The organism is Bacillus sp. PK6-025 (genome assembly GCF_056530265.1).
This window is the reverse complement of record NZ_CP096509.1, coordinates 1,317,913-1,335,841: the sequence shown is the minus strand read 5'-3', so window position 1 is coordinate 1,335,841 and position 17,929 is coordinate 1,317,913. Positions and strand designations below refer to the sequence as shown.

20 protein-coding genes, 1 tRNA gene, 1 pseudogene and 1 riboswitch are annotated in these 17,929 nt (G+C 46.0%); of the genes and pseudogenes, 13 read left to right on the top strand and 9 right to left on the bottom strand.

Translation table 11 applies throughout. The features are described 5' to 3' along the window. Positions 1-12: 12 nt before the first annotated feature. Entirely contained in the window at positions 13-1,842 is a 1,830-nt protein-coding gene (locus M1D67_RS06780) for an assimilatory sulfite reductase (NADPH) flavoprotein subunit (RefSeq protein WP_023856698.1), read from the bottom strand. A 317-nt stretch (positions 1,843-2,159) separates the two neighbouring features. Here M1D67_RS06780 and M1D67_RS06775 point away from each other — a divergent pair, with 317 nt between their 5' ends. Together M1D67_RS06775 and M1D67_RS06770 are read left to right on the top strand one after the other, a co-directional pair. Continuing rightward, positions 2,160-3,050 carry a LysR family transcriptional regulator gene (locus M1D67_RS06775; protein WP_020450991.1) on the top strand — a complete coding sequence of 297 codons (891 nt, stop codon included), beginning with the start codon at positions 2,160-2,162 and terminating at the stop codon, positions 3,048-3,050. Between the two features lie 136 nt (positions 3,051-3,186). After that, complete coding sequence (locus M1D67_RS06770) at positions 3,187-3,546, top strand: hypothetical protein (RefSeq protein ID WP_023856697.1); 360 nt, start codon at positions 3,187-3,189, stop codon at positions 3,544-3,546. Positions 3,547-3,628: 82 nt separating this feature from the next. On the opposite strand, the gene M1D67_RS06765 is transcribed toward M1D67_RS06770, so the two are convergent. Further along, the gene (locus tag M1D67_RS06765; protein ID WP_479831690.1) at positions 3,629-4,207 is read right to left on the bottom strand and encodes a maltose acetyltransferase domain-containing protein; all 579 of its coding nucleotides are present in this window, start codon (positions 4,205-4,207) and stop codon (positions 3,629-3,631) included. 37 nt (positions 4,208-4,244) lie between these two features. After that, a complete protein-coding gene (locus M1D67_RS06760) occupies positions 4,245-4,424 on the bottom strand; it encodes a hypothetical protein (protein ID WP_011197793.1) in 180 nt (59 codons plus the stop codon). Between the two features lie 173 nt (positions 4,425-4,597). Between M1D67_RS06760 and M1D67_RS06755 the strand changes: the two genes are divergently transcribed. From M1D67_RS06755 to abnA, 3 genes are all read left to right on the top strand, one after another. After that, a tRNA-Val gene (locus M1D67_RS06755) sits at positions 4,598-4,670 on the top strand. Between the two features lie 209 nt (positions 4,671-4,879). Next, positions 4,880-4,963, top strand: a complete 84-nt coding sequence (locus M1D67_RS06750; protein ID WP_033155145.1) for a putative holin-like toxin — start codon at positions 4,880-4,882, stop codon at positions 4,961-4,963. Between the two features lie 618 nt (positions 4,964-5,581). Beyond that, entirely contained in the window at positions 5,582-6,532 is a 951-nt protein-coding gene (gene abnA / locus M1D67_RS06745) for an arabinan endo-1,5-alpha-L-arabinosidase AbnA (protein WP_065643371.1), read from the top strand. A gap of 87 nt (positions 6,533-6,619) precedes the next feature. Here the strand turns inward: abnA and M1D67_RS06740 are convergent. The 4 genes and pseudogenes from M1D67_RS06740 to M1D67_RS06725 all read right to left on the bottom strand — a co-directional run bounded on the left by M1D67_RS06740 (position 6,620) and on the right by M1D67_RS06725 (position 9,539). Then, positions 6,620-7,050, bottom strand: a pseudogene (locus tag M1D67_RS06740) (SMI1/KNR4 family protein). Positions 7,051-7,144: 94 nt separating this feature from the next. Next, the gene (locus M1D67_RS06735) at positions 7,145-8,518 is read right to left on the bottom strand and encodes a serine hydrolase (protein ID WP_479831689.1); all 1,374 of its coding nucleotides are present in this window, start codon (positions 8,516-8,518) and stop codon (positions 7,145-7,147) included. A gap of 177 nt (positions 8,519-8,695) precedes the next feature. After that, positions 8,696-8,980 carry a hypothetical protein gene (locus M1D67_RS06730; protein WP_479831688.1) on the bottom strand — a complete coding sequence of 95 codons (285 nt, stop codon included), beginning with the start codon at positions 8,978-8,980 and terminating at the stop codon, positions 8,696-8,698. After that, positions 8,970-9,539, bottom strand: coding sequence for a MarR family winged helix-turn-helix transcriptional regulator (locus M1D67_RS06725; RefSeq protein WP_328066513.1), 570 nt, complete (start codon positions 9,537-9,539; stop codon positions 8,970-8,972). The genes M1D67_RS06730 and M1D67_RS06725 overlap by 11 nt, the downstream gene beginning before the upstream one ends. A 171-nt stretch (positions 9,540-9,710) precedes the next feature. Between M1D67_RS06725 and M1D67_RS06720 the strand changes: the two genes are divergently transcribed. Continuing rightward, positions 9,711-10,901, top strand: a complete 1,191-nt coding sequence (locus M1D67_RS06720; RefSeq protein ID WP_035338952.1) for a DUF819 family protein — start codon at positions 9,711-9,713, stop codon at positions 10,899-10,901. Between the two features lie 44 nt (positions 10,902-10,945). On the opposite strand, the gene metC is transcribed toward M1D67_RS06720, so the two are convergent. Further along, on the bottom strand, positions 10,946-12,121 hold the full coding sequence (metC, locus tag M1D67_RS06715) for a cystathionine beta-lyase (RefSeq protein ID WP_479831687.1): 1,176 nt from the start codon (positions 12,119-12,121) through the stop codon (positions 10,946-10,948). Further along, complete coding sequence (locus M1D67_RS06710; RefSeq protein WP_003180736.1) at positions 12,111-13,235, bottom strand: methionine biosynthesis PLP-dependent protein; 1,125 nt, start codon at positions 13,233-13,235, stop codon at positions 12,111-12,113. Before M1D67_RS06710 ends, metC begins: the two co-directional genes overlap by 11 nt. A 65-nt stretch (positions 13,236-13,300) precedes the next feature. Beyond that, positions 13,301-13,417: riboswitch (SAM riboswitch) on the bottom strand. Between the two features lie 127 nt (positions 13,418-13,544). Here M1D67_RS06710 and M1D67_RS06705 point away from each other — a divergent pair. The 7 genes from M1D67_RS06705 to M1D67_RS06675 all read left to right on the top strand — a co-directional run bounded on the left by M1D67_RS06705 (position 13,545) and on the right by M1D67_RS06675 (position 17,926). Beyond that, a complete protein-coding gene (locus M1D67_RS06705) occupies positions 13,545-14,492 on the top strand; it encodes a helix-turn-helix transcriptional regulator (protein ID WP_105979035.1) in 948 nt (315 codons plus the stop codon). Positions 14,493-14,572: 80 nt separating this feature from the next. Beyond that, positions 14,573-15,061, top strand: coding sequence for a DinB family protein (locus M1D67_RS06700; protein WP_003180734.1), 489 nt, complete (start codon positions 14,573-14,575; stop codon positions 15,059-15,061). An 11-nt stretch (positions 15,062-15,072) separates the two neighbouring features. Next, positions 15,073-15,528: a helix-hairpin-helix domain-containing protein gene (locus tag M1D67_RS06695; RefSeq protein ID WP_003180732.1), complete on the top strand. Its 456-nt coding sequence runs from the start codon at positions 15,073-15,075 to the stop codon at positions 15,526-15,528. Positions 15,529-15,639: 111 nt separating this feature from the next. Then, positions 15,640-16,362, top strand: a complete 723-nt coding sequence (locus M1D67_RS06690; RefSeq protein WP_479831686.1) for an esterase family protein — start codon at positions 15,640-15,642, stop codon at positions 16,360-16,362. Between the two features lie 64 nt (positions 16,363-16,426). Next, positions 16,427-16,936: a YjcG family protein gene (locus tag M1D67_RS06685; RefSeq protein ID WP_003180728.1), complete on the top strand. Its 510-nt coding sequence runs from the start codon at positions 16,427-16,429 to the stop codon at positions 16,934-16,936. Between the two features lie 9 nt (positions 16,937-16,945). Continuing rightward, entirely contained in the window at positions 16,946-17,365 is a 420-nt protein-coding gene (locus tag M1D67_RS06680) for a GNAT family N-acetyltransferase (RefSeq protein ID WP_003180726.1), read from the top strand. A gap of 165 nt (positions 17,366-17,530) precedes the next feature. Continuing rightward, complete coding sequence (locus tag M1D67_RS06675; RefSeq protein ID WP_020450971.1) at positions 17,531-17,926, top strand: GtrA family protein; 396 nt, start codon at positions 17,531-17,533, stop codon at positions 17,924-17,926. The last annotated feature ends 3 nt before the right edge of the window (positions 17,927-17,929 follow it).

Genomic DNA, 17,929 nt, shown 5'->3' with positions numbered 1-17,929 from the left:
TTTCAATCAAAATCAGTATACATCGCGCTGATAACGTTTTTGCTTTTTCATTTCTGCCAGATAGGCTTCAGCTTCCTCGCGGCTTTTGCCGCCTTCTTTTTCGATAATTTCAAGCAATGCGTTCTGAACATCTTTGGCCATGTTGTTCTTGTCGCCGCAAACGTAGAAAGCCGCTCCTTCTTCAAGCCACTCAAACAGTTCTTTGCTGTGCTCAAGCATGCGGTGCTGTACATATACTTTTTCTTCCGTATCCCGCGAGAACGCGACATCCATTTTTGTCAGCACGCCGTCACTCAGCCACTTTTGCCATTCTGTCTGATATAAGAAATCGGTGACGAAGTGCTGGTCGCCGAAGAACATCCACGATTTCCCCGGTGCTCCGGTTTCTTCGCGCTCCTGCATAAATGACCTAAACGGCGCAACACCTGTGCCCGGACCGACCATGATAATCGGAGCCTCCGGATTTTCCGGCAGCTTAAAGTTTTTATTCGGCTGAATAAAAACAGGCAGCGTGTCGCCAGGCTGAAGGCGTTCAGCACATAAAACCGAGCAGACCCCTTTTCGGTCTCTGCCGTGCGTATTGTAGCGGACAGCGCCGATCGTCAAATGCACCTCATCCGGATTTGCAGCGAAGCTTGATGCGATCGAATAAAGACGCGGCGGAATTTTTCGAAGAATCGAAACAAAATCCTGCGGAGCTGCTGCGATCGGACCGAAATCCTGAACGAAATCAATCAGGTCGCGGCCTGCGATATATGCTTTTAATTGATCCGCGTTTTCCTGAGCGGCAAGCTCGCGCAGCTTTTCATTTGCAATGAGTTCTGCCGCCTGCTGAATAAATTTTTTTGTCAGCACCGTAATTTCATAGTAAGAAGTCAACGCTTCTTTCAGGGAAAGGTTTTCCCCTTGATCAACCGTGACGGTAGCATTCGGATCCCATTTCAGCTCGGCCAGCAGCATGTCGACGAGTTCCGGGTCATTTTCCGGAAAAATGCCGAGCGCATCGCCAGGTTCGTAAGTCAGGCCTGAGCCTTCGAGCGATAATTCAAGGTGGCGCGTTTCTTTATTTGATCCGCGGCCGTTTAAATTCAAATTTTCCAGCACTTCCGCTCTGAACGGATTTTTTCTCGAATATACCGTTTCTCCTCCTGCTGCTTGCGGTGCTGCCGTTTGAGCAGGTGCTGAGCTTGCGCCCTGTTCCTGTCCTTCGTTTAAGCTTGAGATGACACCCTCAAGCCATGCTGCAGCCGGTTCATCATAATCGAGATCGCAATCGACGCGCGGATGGAGCCTTGTGCCCCCCAGCTCACCAAGCCGCTGATCAAACTCTTTTCCGGTCTGGCAGAAAAATTCATACGACGTGTCGCCAAGAGCCAGCACAGAATAACGGAAATCATCGAGCTTCGGAGCCCGTCTGCCATGGAGAAATTCATGGAATGACAGCGCGTTGTCCGGCGGATCCCCTTCTCCGTGCGTGCTGACGACGATGAGAAGGTTTTTTAATTTTTTCAATTGGTTCGGCTTAAAATCGCTCATTGCAGAGACGGTGACTTGAAAGCCCCGTTCTGTAAGCGTCTTAGCCGCGTTTTCAGCAAGTCCCTGTGCATTTCCTGTCTGCGACCCGAATAAAATGGTCACTTCTTTGGAAACAGGCTGGGCCGGACTTGCAGCCGGAGCTTCCGCCGGCAATGTTTCAAGCGCCGCCGCGGCATCGGCGGTTTGCACAGCCGCCAGATAACCGCTCAGCCAGGCTTTTTGTGATGCCGTCAAAGTTGGCAGAAGGCGGTTGAGGAGCTCTGCCTGCTCCTGGTTAAAAGGACTGTTCATTACCTGAAGTTGCAACGATATCCACCTCACTAAGGAATAAAAAAATTATGACTTGTTTGAAACGGAAAAGGATTACATTCATCATATATCCACTATTCCTATAAATCAAATCGGTTTTATTGACGCAAAACATCTGTCGATCACGGCTTTGCTGCAAAGAAATATTGTAAGCGCTCACTCACCACGTCCCCTTTGCCGCTCGGCGTCAGCCTGCTTCAAACCAAACATTCCTAAAAAAGATTCTAATTTAAAGTTTACTGGAATACTCAACATTAGTAAAATATATATTAATTATCACAGCTATTAAAATTTTTAATAAAGGAGAGATTCGTGTGCATTATGATGCGCTGAAGACATTCGTTACCCTTGCAGAAGTCAAAAATTTCACAAAAACGGCCGAGCTTCTTCTCATGTCACAGCCGAGCGTGAGCATGCACATTAAAAATCTTGAAAAAGAGTTCCAGACGAAATTATTTGAACGCTCTCCGAAATATTTGAAAATCACGCCGACCGGTGAAATTTTATACGACCGCGCCAAACAAATGATCACCATATATGAACAAACGCGGCAGGACATTCTCGATCACCACAACTCGATCAAAGGCGAGCTGAAAATCGGTGCGAGCTTCACAATCGGCGAATACATTTTGCCATCGCTCTTGTTCGACCTTCAAAAAGAATATCCTGAGCTCGAACTCAAGGCGGTCATTGGAAACACGGAAGAAATCGTGCAGTCCGTCCGCCTGTACAAAGTGGACATCGGCTTGATCGAAGGCCAGACAAATGAAAAAGAGCTTTCTGTCCACGCCTTTATGCAGGACGAATTGTTTATCACCGCTTCAAGTAATCACCCGCTTGCCGCCAAACAGGACGTGACAATGGCCGATCTGCAAAATCAAACATGGGTAACACGCGAAGTCGGCTCAGGTACACGCGAATACTTAAACCATGTCATCCGTTCAAACGGTTTGAAAGTCAAGTCGTTTCTGACGATCAGCAGCAACCAGGGGATCAAAGAAACGCTCATGACAGGCATCGGCCTGTCACTCCTGTCTGAAAGCGTCATTGAAAGAGACGTGCAGCATGGAAACCTTTCCGTGATCCGGCTGAAAAATCAAACCTTTACCAGGACGCTTTCATATATATATTCACCCGTCATGCAAGACAAAAAAAATGTAAAAACCTTTATTAACGCTTTAAACCAAAGAACAGCTTCGGAATGATGATCCGTTCTTCCTGCCCGCTTCACGAAATGTTTGTTTTCGTTTGTCCAATGTGTGAATCATCACTGGAAACGATTGACTGCCGGCTGGAGATGCCATATCCTGGAACTATCACATAGGAAAAGAGATGATGGTTATGAAGTGGTTAAGTAAAAGTTTAGTTGCTTCATCATTACTGGCAGGTATGCTTGCTGTTTCGGGAAGTCCCATGCATGTACAAGCCCAGGAACTCTCTAAAACTGAAAGTCTCTCTTCTCACGCATCTGCACAAGGAATCTTCGCCCCTCAGGCGATCGTCATCAACAGGCCGATGAAAGTCGGACAGGAAGATCAATACGTCGGCATTTCAAACGTGTCCTACAGCGGCAGCGCCATTACCGTCAGCGTCACCTCGGACCGCGTGTACGTAAAAGCCGTCAGCCCAGGCAAAGCGACATTTTCGTATCTCAATTCATTGGGACAGCTGGTCATCAACAATATTACGGTCACCCGATAACACTTAAATCCGCGGGAGAAATCTGCTTCCCGCGGATGTTTGATCAGCTCCAACATTCACCGCGTCTATATAAAAACACCAATCACATAGAATTGGTGTTTTTGCTATCAACGTATTTGATGATCTTTGCCGGATTTCCGCCGACGATGGCATTGTCCGGGACATCTTTTGTCACGACGGCTCCGGAAGCTATCACTGCATTGTCGCCGACCTTGACGCCGGGATTGATGACCGCTCTGCCGCCAATCCAGACGTTACGTCCGATGATGACAGGTATCCCGTACTCCGCACCGCTTATCCTTTCGAACGGATCAAGCGGATGGGTCGCCGTATAAATATGAACGCCCGGTCCGAGCATACAATGATCGCCTATCCGGATTTCGCATACATCGAGGAAAACACAGTCAAAATTGGCGAAGAAATTTTCCCCGACATGTATATTAAAACCGTAATCACAGCGAAACACCGGTTCGATGTGGAGCGTTTCCCCTGTTGAACCAAACAGCTCTTTGATCAGCTTGGTCCTTTTATTGTCGTCGATTTCGTTCGAATGGTTGAATTCATTCGTAATGTTGTGCGCCTTGAGTCTGTCATGGCACAGCACCGGATCAGAAGCAAGATAAAGCTCTCCGTCCAGCATTTTTTGCTTTTCTGTTTTCATTGGTTTTTTAGTCTCCTTAACTGCATTTTGATATTGGCTACATCAATTGCAACACGAGATTGAACACTTTTACAATAAAGTAGACATTGATGAGCAGCAAAAGCAAGATAACAGCCTTCCGCTTCTCATGTTTAATTTCATAAACGAATTTCCACATAAAAAAGATTGCTAAAAATACGATTAAAATACTATCAACACTTTTAAGTATCAGATCCATCCAATTCCTGCTCCCTTTTGACTTCTATATAAGACAATATTTTCATAATGCGCGGCGTACTGCAAGACTCTTTCCCAGTTCTCAAAAAAAAATCAAAAAACTGTTGACGAACCCATCTAATCTGCATATAATAGAACTTGTCAGCAAAACAAATACCCAGTGTTACATATCATGATTCCGTAGCTCAGCTGGGAGAGCGCTACCTTGACAGGGTAGAGGTCGCTGGTTCGAGCCCAGTCGGAATCATACCGAATCGAAACGGCAGGAAAACGTTGATTTTCAACGGAGTTCCTGCCGTTTTTGCGTTTGATTTTTTCCATTCTTACCTCTCATACTCTGTATGTCTTCATTCAACAAAAAACAGTCGCTGATCGAAAGAGTTATGGTAAAATATTCTTTGTACAAAGTTCGGGCTCACTCAAGGGAAGTTGGCTCATCCCCTATGAAAGGGGGTGATGCTTATGACAGCATACGAAACAATCTCGTTAATGATTGCTTTCGGCATGTTAATTGCCGTGTTGTCGAAGAAAGAAAAATAGACTTCCCTTGAGCCCTGGTAAAGTTCAAAGGGAAGTCTATATTTAAAATGACTGAGCCAAGCCCTTGTTGGGCCGCTTTGTACACTCGACTCGACTGTTGGCGCAGTCGGGTCTTTTTTATTTTATGCATTTCTTTTTAAAAAATACACCTGAACGTTTGAGCGATACGTTGATGACACACCTGTGGTCTTTTTATGATTTTGGCAGTCTATCTTCAAATTCATATTACCAATTTCAACCCACTAAATCAACTAATAGTGTCATTCACCTCTCGGGATAAATGAAAATATTCGAGCGTAAACCGTGCTTCTTCTTCCAACGCTTTTGAACATCCACATTATTTGTTCATAATTCACAACATCCAAAATACTCCAAAATAAGTCGAATTAATCACTTCCAACTCTTTACAATTCAGACGAAAAAATGACTTTTGTTTGATTGTTTTTTAAATATGGATATTTTCTGGGTTTTTCGCTTTATTTCAGGACTACAAAACAAGTCCTTTGTCTGATTGAGAGAGACCGAACCCCTGCTAAAATAAAGTGCGTGTTGTTGGGAAATATTTCTCAAAGGAGGACCGATTGTTAAAGGACATCGAGATTTGAAAGGAGAACAACTGTGGCTAAGACGATTATTTCTGGTTTTATTTTATTTTTTCTGCTTATTTTTTCGGGAGCTGAGCCAACATCAGCGGCTTTTTGGGATACAAAAGGAGACAACGTTATTCATGATCCTTCCATGATTAAAGAAGGAAATACATGGTATACATTCGGTACTGGTATCGGCAATGGAATCCGCGTCATCAAATCGACAGACGGAAAAACGTGGAGCCCAGCGCCAAGTATTTTTACAACTCCATTATCATGGTGGAAAAAGTACGTGCCAAACCATGAAAAAAACCAATGGGCGCCTGATATCAGCTATTACAATGGTCGCTATTGGCTTTATTATGCGGTATCCGCGTTCGGCTCCAATACTTCGGCGATCGGACTGGCTTCAACAGACCGGATCTCTTCCGGAAATTGGCGCGACGACGGGCTTGTCACCCGGACGACGACCTCGAACAATTATAATGCGATCGACCCTGAGTTAGTCATTGATAAAGAAGGAAATCCGTGGCTGTCCTTCGGCTCGTTTTGGAGCGGCATCAAGCTGACAAAGCTTGATAAAAAAACGATGAAACCTACAGGGAAGGTTTATTCGATCGCATCAAGGCCGAGCCATGGCGGAGCGGTTGAAGCGCCGTCTATCACATATAAAAACGGCTACTATTATTTATTCGTTTCGTTCGATAAATGCTGTCAAGGTGTGAACAGCACGTATAAAATCGCTTACGGCCGCTCAACAAAAATTACGGGACCTTACTATGACAAAAGCGGCAAGAAAATGACGGAAGGCGGAGGCACCATCCTCGACTCTGGAAACAACCAATGGAAGGGCCCGGGCGGCGCAGATATCGTGAACGGCAACATCATCGTCAGACATGGTTATGATGCGCTTGACAATGGAGCGCCTAAGCTGCTGATTAATGATTTATACTGGGATTCCAAAGGATGGCCGAGGTATTAGTTTTTAAACCGAGCAGATATTTTTCTGCTCGGTTTTTTCTGTTGTTTTAGCAGTCCAGCTTTGTAAGAACTCCATCCAAAAAAATGTTTAATCTTTCATATCTTCAAAGTATCGATCATTTTGATCAACTTTTTTGATAAATCCCTCTATAGAGTCAGCTATTTTTTAAAAAAGAATACCGATGACTTATCGGAATCATTTAAATCAAGCGTTAAATATACACCTTCATTTACCTCATAAAAAACAAGCTTGTCTTCATCTTCATATATACCATCTAAATCAGGGTCAAATTCGTAAATATCTTCCCTTAAAGTGATATCTGCGATAGTAGCGGGATCTAAAAATCTGTTTATTGCACTTTTATTCCCTCTTATAAACCCGTACCCAATTTCTAAATAAAATTCTCTGAGTTCTTTAGGAAATCGAAAACCAAGTCTATCTTCCGCTTTTATTAGATCGTTTTCTTTTAACTCATAAAACTCATGATGACTATTTTTTATAAAATTAAATTTGTTCAGCCTCATGAACCTCCTTATAGATGGCCTCAGAAATTCAGCCAGGCTGATATCCCCACAACCTCGAACGATTAATTTTCTTCCTGACAAACAACGTTCATACCTTGCTGTTTGATTCCACAATCCGCACCGCTTCTTCCTCTGCGCCATTTTGATAAATAATCAAGCGGGTTGCGACACCATCCTCCAAAATAAATTCCACTTCAACAGACAATGACCTGAGGAAAAAGCGCGTTTCCGAAGCTGGAAATAATTCAAAACGGATCTGTCCGGTGATTTGCATATAAAGCCGGTTCTTATCAACTGTCACATCAGCGGCGGTGCCATCCTGAAGTGAATAACTTCCGACATATCTTTTGTAAATGGCCGGATCGATCTCTTTTTTCTTTTTATCGGCAGGGCGATCAGGGATTTTGTAGGCCTTGTCAAACAGGATATTTTCAACGGCTTCAAAGATGGCCTGTTCATATTCATCATCCTGTTCCACATTGCTCAAATAAATGAAGGTTTTTCGTTGATCGATATATCGGATCATTACGGTTGAATAGCCTGGCCAGCCGCCGCTGTGACCGACAATTCGCCCTGTTTCAGGACTGTCCCGAAGCACCCATCCACACCCGTAATCTACAGACTCTCCGTTTTTCAGAGACGCGGGAGTAAAAGCAAGCTCTTTTGAGACTTGATTGATCAAACAATCTGTATATAAGGCCTGGTCAAACAAATATAAGTCATGAATGGTTGAGTTTACGGTTCCGTCCCCCTGAATCCCGTCAAGATAGGAGACATATTTTGTTTCTTCAACATCATCAGGCAGAACGTACTGTTCTGTATGCACGTCATACACATATCCATACGCATAGTTCTCAATGGTTTCAGGTTGAAGCCTTCTGTTATACACCCTTGAGTTCCGCATTTCCACCGGTTCAAAAATACTTTTTTTCATATATTCGGCAAAACTCAGACCGGATGCCTTTTCAATGATAACCGCAAGCAGCACATATCCCGTATTGCTGTACAGCCAACCTTCACCCGGGGCAAAATAGCGTTGCGGCTGATGATTCATCAGCATATCAACGATATCTTGATTAACAGCAATCTTGTTATGATCCCAATGTTGTAAAAACCACTCCATATAATCGGGCAGACCCGACGTATGTGTCAACAAATCGTGAATCGTTATGCCCTGATAAGGAAATCCGGTTATCCACCGTTCTACGGGATCCTCAATATTTAATACCCCTTGCTGTGCTAATTGAAGGATGCCCAAAGCAGTGAACGGCTTGGATAGCGATGCTAATTCAAATAAGGAATCCTCCTGCAATAAACGCTTATCTGCCAAGTTTGCATAACCGAAGGCGTCTTGAAAAAGAATGTATCCGTCTTCAGCGACTAATACCGCCGCGTTGATCTGCTTTTTTTCATTTAACACACTAAACAGGTTAACAAGTTGTTCTCTTTTTTTCTGTTTCACTTTTCCACCTCCCTTTCTTTATACGCATATGGAAATAAGAGGTTTCAACTAAAAAAAGACAAGACTGCTTTTTGTCTTTTAAATCGCTAGTCTACAATTCTAATAAGTTTCAACATCCTTTTCGCAAGTCACTCATTGATCTACGGTGCGACTCATTAGCCCCAGCACAAACGAATGTCAAATCGATTTTTGATTTCGGCGAAAAAATGTTGCAAACAGCAATAAAACGTTGCTCAAAAGACTTGCCACCCCTAACCAGACGAGCCATTCCGCCTTTGTCCCCCAGGAATATCCAATGATGATCAGAGCAATGCAGCTTGAGAAAAAGGGTCCTGTCCTGTCTAATTTTGTGCCGCGGCGAATGGTTTCCTTTGTCTGCAGGAATTTATCTTTTGCATGATAGAGCTTCTCCTTTCCTTTGATTTTAAAAGTTGTTGCTTTTACATAAAGATTATTTTTCATCATTTTCTCCTCCGTAGCGGCGTTTCTCAAATTCTCCGAGAATCTTTTCTGTATCTAATGAATTTCCTACGCCAAGCTGAATGTTTGCATTCTCCTCAAAACCGTCTTGTTCTTCACCGTCAAAACGGTAAAGCTTTTGCAGCAGCCGCCAAAATGTCGCAACCTCATCGGCCGTAAACCGATGAAACAAGTCAGCCAAGAAATAGACGGACCTTTCGGAACAATCCACCAGCACTTTCTTTCCTTCAGCGGTCATTTCAATATTAATAGAGCGTTTGTCTTTTTGATTTGGCACTGATTTAACATAACCTTTTTTGATCAGACCTGTCATCAGCTTGTTGGCGGTCTGTTTGGTTGTGCCAAGCTTTTTGGAGATATTCGTAAGCGTGGCAGTTTCAGTCGGCAAATGCGCGATGGCGATGAGTGCCATGTGTTGCCTTGAAGTTACTATTTCCATGTATTCGTCACCTCGGGTTTGCACCTTATTGACAACTGAAAACAATGTCGCATAGCTTTGCTGCATCAAATGTAATTCGTTGATTAAGCTGTTGGTATCCATTTGTTCTCTCCTTTGAATATAGTCAACATGCTGACGAATATACAATACTATTTCTCGTTAATTTTGTCAACATGGTGACTATTTTTTCGTGATTGATCAATTGGACATTCCGTTTTACACTATTTAATTATCTGATAATTAAAAATATAGGATGAGAATAGGGGGAATATAATGAATTCTTCACTCATTTCAGCGGATGATGCATGGATGCTTTGGGGGTTTATTGCGGTGTGGGCGGCGGTGAGTATTTATTTGGAGCAGCGGTATCGCTGGGCTGCGGCAGTATCGGGGGCTGTACTGGCGCTGGGCGGATCGATGCTGTTTACAAATGCGGGGATTCTACCGGCCGAGTCGCCCGTCTATGATGCGGTGTGGTCCTATGTTGTTCCGCTTGCGATACCTTTGCTGCTTTTTCAAATCAATGTGCGGAAGATCCTGAAAGAAAGCGGCAGGCTTTTGATGATCTTTTGCATCAGCGCCCTGGGCACTGCTGCCGGAAGCGTGATTGCTTTTTTTCTGTTTAAGCAGCAGATTCCGCACCTTGACCAAATCGGCGGGATGATCAGTGCCTCTTATATCGGCGGAGGCGTGAATTTTGCGGCGATGGCCGCGAAGTTCTCAACTCCCGGTGAATATGTATCATCGACGGTGGTTGCGGATAATTTTATGATGGCTCTTCTTTTTTTCATTTTAATGGGGATACCGGCGCTTAAATGGTTTCAAAAGCGCTTTGGCGTTCCTGAAGAGACGGCCGGCAGCAAAAATCAGGCGGAAGCCTATTGGAAAAGAAAAGAGATGTCCTTGCAGGACATTGCTTTAAACATCGGAACAGCCTTCGCGATCGTTGCTGTGTCTGTAAAAACAGCGGCCTTTTTCAAAGAGCGTTTTTCTTCTGACGGCGGGTTTCAGTTTCTTGCCTTTATCTTGGGTGACCAGTTCCTGCTGCTGACGACGCTGACAATTTTGCTGACGATCGCCTTTCCCCGCTATTTTGAACGGCTGCGCGGCACACAGGAAATCGGGACTTATTTGATTTACTTATTCTTTGTGGTGATCGGCATTCCGGCAGACTTGCGGATCATTCTCATGAACGCACCGCTCCTTTTGGCATTTGTGTTTGTGGTTGCCATGTCCAACCTGCTCGTAACGCTTGCCGCAGGAAAGCTGTTGCGTTTTCGGCTCGAGGAAATTCTCTTGGCCTGCAACGCATCTGTCGGCGGTCCGACAACAGCGGCGGCGATGGCGATCGCCAAAGGCTGGCAGAGCCTCGTCGCTCCGGTTATGCTGGTCGGGACGTTCGGATATCTGATCGGCAATTATGTCGGCACCCTCTTGGGCACATGGTTTTCTACCCTGGTTTAAACGCAAAAAAAGCCGCAGATTCCCTGAAGAGTCTGCGGCTTCTTTTATGATCGGGCGAACGCTCTGGATACGGCTTCCAATGCACGGGCAAAATCGGCCTGCAAATCATCGGCATGTTCCACACCGACGCTCAGCCGCAGAAGGCCGTCGGTAATCCCCCGTTTTTCCCGCTCTTCTTTCGGCATAGCGGCGTGTGACATTTTTGCCGGATAGGAAAGGATCGACTCCACAGCGCCGAGACTGACGGCAAAGACCGGAAGAGAAATGCGTTCCACAATCTTTTTCACGGCTTCTGCATTCTCCAGCTCGAACGAAAGGACGGCGCCGGCGCCATATGACTGGTGCCTGTGAACTGACGCACCCGGATGCGAAGACAGCCCCGGATAATACACTTGTTTGACGGCCGGATGCTTTTCAAAAAATTCAGCGAGCTGCTGAGCTGTTCGAGATGCTTTTTCAAGCCGGACCTGCAGTGTTTTCAGCCCTCTCAGCACAAGCCAGCAGTCTTGGACGCCGAGGACAGCGCCGAACGAATTTTGCAGCTTATAAAGTTCTTCCCCGAGTTTTTTGTCTTTCACAACGGCAAGTCCTGATAATACGTCGCTGTGTCCGCTTAAAAACTTCGTCGCGCTGTGTAGCACAACATCGACGCCGAGCTCGAGCGGCCGCTGCAGCGCCGGGGTCATAAACGTGTTGTCAAGAAACGTCAGACAGCCGTGCGCCTTGGCAAGCTTGACGACGCCTCTGATATCCGTAATGCCGAGCGTCGGATTTGACGGTGTTTCAAGGTAGATGACTTTTGTATTTTCCTTTATGTTTAAAGCAATTTCATTTAAATCCGTCATATCGACGAAAGTATGTTCAATCCCGAAGCGGCTCAGCACTTCCGTAATCATCCGGTAAGTGCCGCCGTACACATCTTTTGTGACAAGCACGTGATCGCCCTTTGACAAAAGCAGAAAGGCGGTGGAAATCGCGGCCATTCCGGATGAAAAAGCAAATCCCCTCGTCCCTCCCTCAAGCTCGGCTATCGTGTCTTCAAGCGCCGTTCTTGTCGGTGTTCCTGACCGGCTGTAGTCATATTCGCCGAATTTGTCAAAAGAACCTTGATGAAAGGTTGAGGCGTGCTGGATCGGCACGCTGACGGCTCCGGTTGCTCCGTCCGTTTTATTTTGGTTATGAACAAGCCTTGTTTCAAGCGTCCAGTTTTCATGACTCATGCGGAACCGCCTCCCCTTTTACTTTTTCCAGCGCAGCTTTTAGATCCTGCTTTAAATCGGAGACGTGTTCGATTCCGACTGAAAAGCGCAGAAGTCTGTTGCAGACGCCGTTTGCAATTCGGATGTCTTCCGGGATATCCATATGGGTCTGTGTCGCCGGATAGGTGATGAAGCTTTCGACTCCGCCAAGGCTTTCGGCGAAACAGATCGTCTTGAGATTTTTCAGCAACGGATTAACCCATTCTTCCTTTTGAACGCGGAATGACAGCATGCCGCCTTTTCCCGGATAAAGAACATCGGCAATTTCCTCCTGCTCTTCCAAAAAGGCCGCAAGTTCCCGCGCGTTTTCCTGATGCTGTCTCATCCTGAGAGCGAGCGTCTTCATCCCTCTCATTAAGAGCCATGAATCGAACGGCGATAAAACCGCGCCGATGGCGTTTTGGTGCTGGAACATTTCCTCAGACAGCTCTTCGCCTTTTGCAACGACAAGCCCCGCCAAAAGATCGTTATGACCGCCCAAATACTTCGTCGCGCTGTGAATGACAAGATCAGCGCCGAGCTCAATCGGCTTTTGCAGAACCGGTGTATAGAACGTATTGTCGACAATGAGCAGCAAGTCGTGCTCTTTGGCGATTTGCGCGATTTTTTGAATATCAGCTTCCTGCATGAGCGGATTTGTCGGCGTTTCTACAAACAGTGCCTTTGTATTGTTCGTGATTTTCGACTTGATACAGTCTTCGTCTGAAAAATCGTCGTAGAAAAAGCGAAGTCCGTATTTCTTCCATTCGTTTTCAAAAAGGCGGTACGTTCCCCCATATAAATCGGACGAAACGATGAGCTCATCCCCGCTTTGAAACAGAGCCATGATCGTCTGAATGGCAGCCATACCGGAACTGAACGCAAAGCCGCGCGTTCCCCCTTCGAGTTTCGCGATTGCATCTTCAACAAGCTGTCTTGTCGGATTTTTTGTGCGAATGTAATCAAACCCTGTGGATTCCCCGATCCCTTTGTGCCTGTACGCAGAAGAGAAATAAACGGGAGGATTGACAGTTCCCGTTATTTCATCACTGCGGTTGCCGATTTGCGCCAGCGTTGTTTGTACATGTTCAGTCATATGACACCATCCTTTTAAAAATAAAAAACCCCTTCTTCATAAGAAGAAGGGGGATTATGCGCTTCTTCTTATCTTCCAAGCATCTGCTTGCTGGATTTAGCACCTTGGTACACTGACATCGTCAGTGCAGACCGGTTGCTGAGGTTTCAAAGGGCCAGTCCCTCCACCTCTCGTGATAAGAATCTCTTCAATTTTCTGATTGTTCTTTACTTTAACCTAAGTCAAGACATTTTTCAAGGGTCATTTTTAAATCTTTCCTCATATTGAACATGGTATGATGAAACCAAACGACGGAACCGGAGGAATCAGATGCCAAAAACAGAGCGATTAATCGAATTGATGATGACCGTTCATACAAAACGAAAATTTACGGCCGGGGAGCTCGCAGCAGAATTCGGGGTTTCCTACCGCACGATTCTCCGCGATCTGGACGAGCTGAGCGCGCTCGGCGTCCCGATCTATTCTGAAACAGGCGCGAACGGAGGCTATTATTTGCTGAATGAACCTGTGCTTCCGCCGCTCTTTTTTACACAATCAGAGGCGGCGGCTATGTTTTTCGCGTATCAATCTCTGCAGTTTTTCGGATCGCTTCCCTTTGATGCGGAAACGCGGATGGTTTTAAAAAAGTTCTACCGCCACCTTCCCGCGGAAACACAGGAGCGGATTGATGCGATGAAAGACAGAATCGTGTTCTGGAATCCGCATCGTCCAAAAGCCGCCGAACATTTAGAAACGCTTCTTGATGCAGCCATCAATCAATCCGTTTTGACGGTCGTTTATGACGGAACAGACGATTGCGCGGAGAGATCCATCCAGCCCATCGGCTTGTTCAGCTGGAACGGCTTCTGGTACTGTCCGGCCTATTGCTTTAAAAGGCAGGCGTTCAGACTGTTCCGCGCCGACCGCATCCTTCGGGCGGAAAAAGCGGCCAGCCCGCTGGCCCGCCAGCTTCCCTATCCATCGGTTCTCAGCTGGATCAAACATTCGGAGAGCGAGTGCCCTGAACCGGTGCGGCTGCAAGCGGAACTGACACGCAGAGGAGCCAGGCGGGCTGCGGCTGATGTGGACTTATTCAAGATCCTCACCATGCGGGATGACGGGACGGGGGCGATCGATGCAAACCTCCCCAGACCAGAACTTGAGTATTTCGGGGAACTTTTGTGGAACCTCGGCACTGAGGCAACTGTCAAAGAACCCGCAGAAATCAAGCTTCAGCTGAAACGGAAAGCTGCTGACATTTTAGCAAGGTACGACTAACTTTTTTTAAGAATCGTGACAAAGCCTGTCAGGATTAGGTGATACTTTTAGAATAAAGCCAAATGGAAAGGATGAAGCAAATGAAGCAAGTTCAAGCCCTGCGGAGCGATTTGTTCCACGAGATGGAGACGGGCATCCGCTCCACGTGTCATCTTCTGAAAAAAGTGAAGGAATCTGACTGGTCTTACCGGCCCGCCGACCGCATGCGAAGCCTGAAAGAACTGGCAAGCCATCTGACGGCCATCCCAGAAGCCGACATGGCTATCATGCAGGAAAAGGAAGAGGCCGCCATCTCCCGAATTGAAAAGAAGTATAGTGCATTGCAGTCGGCTGACCAAATGGCTGAAGCTATGCAGAAAGGATTCGCCGCTTTTCAAACGTATATGACTTCCCTCTCCGACGAGGAATTTTTGACGAAAAAAACAAAGCCGTTTTACCTTGATGAAGGGATGACCCAAAGCCGCTGGCTGACGGAAACGCTCACCCACGTCTTCCATCACAGGGCCCAGCTGTTTAATTATTTAAAACAGCTCGGCTATGACGTCAACATGTTCGATCTGTATCTTTAAAAGGTGTTCATATGAAGCTGCCTCTGACAAAAAAAGAACGGTCAAACTTAAGGACAGCCAAGGTAAAAATAAAAAACACGGCATATATGGATCTGTCCGTCCTTGCACATACGCTCGGTTCGTCTTTGGAGCGCGCCGCATACATCAAGGCGCTCGCCCAGTTTCAAACCGCTCCTTCCATCGGGCCGAAAATGGCGCAGTGCGCCGTTGACCTGGGCTACTATTCCCTTGGCGACATCAAGCATGAATCAGGTGCGGATTTGATCATCCGCCTCGAAAAACTGAAAGGCTACTGGGAAGATCCTTGTGCAGAAGATGCGCTGCGATGCATCGTCCATTATGCCAACGATCCCGAAAGCGCTAAAAGCTGGTGGGATTTCACAGAGGAAAGAAAAATGTACCGCGAACGCTGCGGATACCCTCCGGATAGACCGTCAACGCCCTGGTACGAAAAAAAACGGACATAAAAAATCACGGCTGCCGAACAGTTCGGCAGCCCTTTTCGCTTCTTTCACAAGAGAATTTCGTGTTAAAATGAATGGAAACGTTCACAAACATTATTTCTGGAGGAATTCATCTTGGCTATGAAAACAGGAGTCATTCAGGAGAAGAAGCTTTTTTCGGAAGAGCTCGGCGAGGAAATGGAGCTTCTCGTCTATTTGCCGTCATCCTTCTCGCCGCTTTACAAATATCATGTGATCATCGCACAGGATGGACATGACTATTTCCGCCTCGGGCGCATCAGCAGACAGGTGGAAGAACTGCTGGCGAACGGCGAAATCGAAAGAAGCATCATCATCGGCATTCCGTACAAAAACGTACAGGAAAGAAGGCTTACATACCATCCGGAAGGGTCAAAATTCGAAGCGTATAAACGTTTTTTGGCAAATGAACTCGTCCCTTTCGCCGACAGTGAGTACCCGACATACCAAGTCGGATCAGGCAGGACGCTGATCGGAGACTCGCTCGGAGGAACGGTTTCCCTCATGACGGCGCTTGACTATCCGAATATGTTCGGAAACGTCATTATGCAGTCACCTTATGTCGACCGCCATGTTCTCGATAAAGTGAAACAGTCCGATTCCCTGCAGCTTATTTCAATTTGCCACCAAATCGGAGAGAAAGAAACCGCCGTCAAAACGACTGATGATCAAATTTTGGATTTCACCGGTCCAAATGAGCAATTAAAAGAATTGCTTGAAGAAAAGCAGACAAACTACGATTTCAAAGCTTTCGACGGGGATCACAAGTGGACATACTGGCAGCCGCTCATCACCCCCGCTTTTAAAAAAATGCTGTAGCTCTCTGTATATCGGCCCATCTTTGATATACTAAACCATATCAATTGTTTAAGGAGGGAACAAAATGAAATACGGTATTGTGCTATTTCCATCAAAAAAACTTCAGGACATTGCAAATTCCTACCGAAAACGCTATGACCCGAATTACGCTTTAATTCCGCCCCACCTTACATTAAGAACACCTTTTGAAGTGTCCGAAGACGAGATCGCGAGCGTCGTAGGACACCTGAGGGAACTTTCAAAAGAGCTGAAACCGGTCACGCTGAAGATTACAAAATTCAGTTCCTTTGCCCCTGTCAATAATGTCATCTATATGAAAGCCGAACCGACAGAAGAATTGACGCAGCTTCATGAAAAAATGTACAGCGGCGTTTTGGAAGACAAACCCGAATATGCGTTTGTTCCCCATGTCACAGTCGCACAAAAGCTGTCAGATGATGAGCATTCCGACGTCCTCGGCACGCTGAAAATGAGAGACGCGTCGCACGAAGAAGTCATCGACCGCTTTCACCTGCTTTACCAATTGGACAACGGATCTTGGACCGTCTATGAAACTTTTATTTTAGGAGCGTGAAGAAAGCCAGTGGAAGCCGTCATTGTGAAGAATCAACAACAGCTTGAAGACGCCTTCTTTGTTAGAAAGGAAGTCTTTATCAAGGAGCAGCACGTATCACCGGAAGAAGAAATGGATCATCTCGATCAGGAATCTTCACATCTCGTCATCTATGACGGAAAAGAGCCGATCGGCGCTGGCCGGCTACGGCTTGTCGACGGCTATGGCAAACTTGAACGAATCTGTGTACTGAAAAGCCACCGCTCCCTCGGCATCGGCAACCTGATCATTCAGGCGCTTGAAGAGGAAGCCGCCAAGCAAGGCGCGGTTCAATTCATGCTGAACGCGCAGACACAGGCTGTTCCCTTTTACGAAAAACACGGCTATAAAGTCGTGTCTGAAGAATTTTTAGATGCGAATATCCCCCATGTCAAAATGGTCAAAAAGTAACCGTTCCGCTTTTTAAGCGGAACGGTTTTTCTTTTCCTCAGAAAACATTTCATAGTTTGTTCATCTTTTGTTTATCGTTTATTCAACATTGTCTATTAAAGTTGTTTCTAAGCTTTTACGAAGCCCTACACAAAATAGACGGGAGGTAAACAGCCGAATGCCGTTATGAACAAAAAAAACATCACCACACTCGCCCGTTTCGGGATAGTCGGAGCCGGAAACACACTCGTTGATTTCGCCGTGTTTTTCATCCTTACGTCCCTCCGCGTACCCTATCTGGCCGCACAGCTGTTTTCCTATTCGGCAGGCGTAGCAAACAGCTATATCTGGAATCGGACATGGACGTTTCAAGTAAAGGAAAAAGCACATGGCGCGGAAATCGTCCGGTTTATCATAATCAATCTTGCAGCAGCGGGCGCTACATTTGTCCTTCTGTATATTTTTCAAAAAGCCGGCCTTTCCCTTTTTGTCAGCAAAATGTCCGCAACAGTCGCAGGAATGGCGATCAACTTTATCGGAAACAGGCTTTGGGTGTTTCAAAAACCCGGAACAGATTCATAAAAA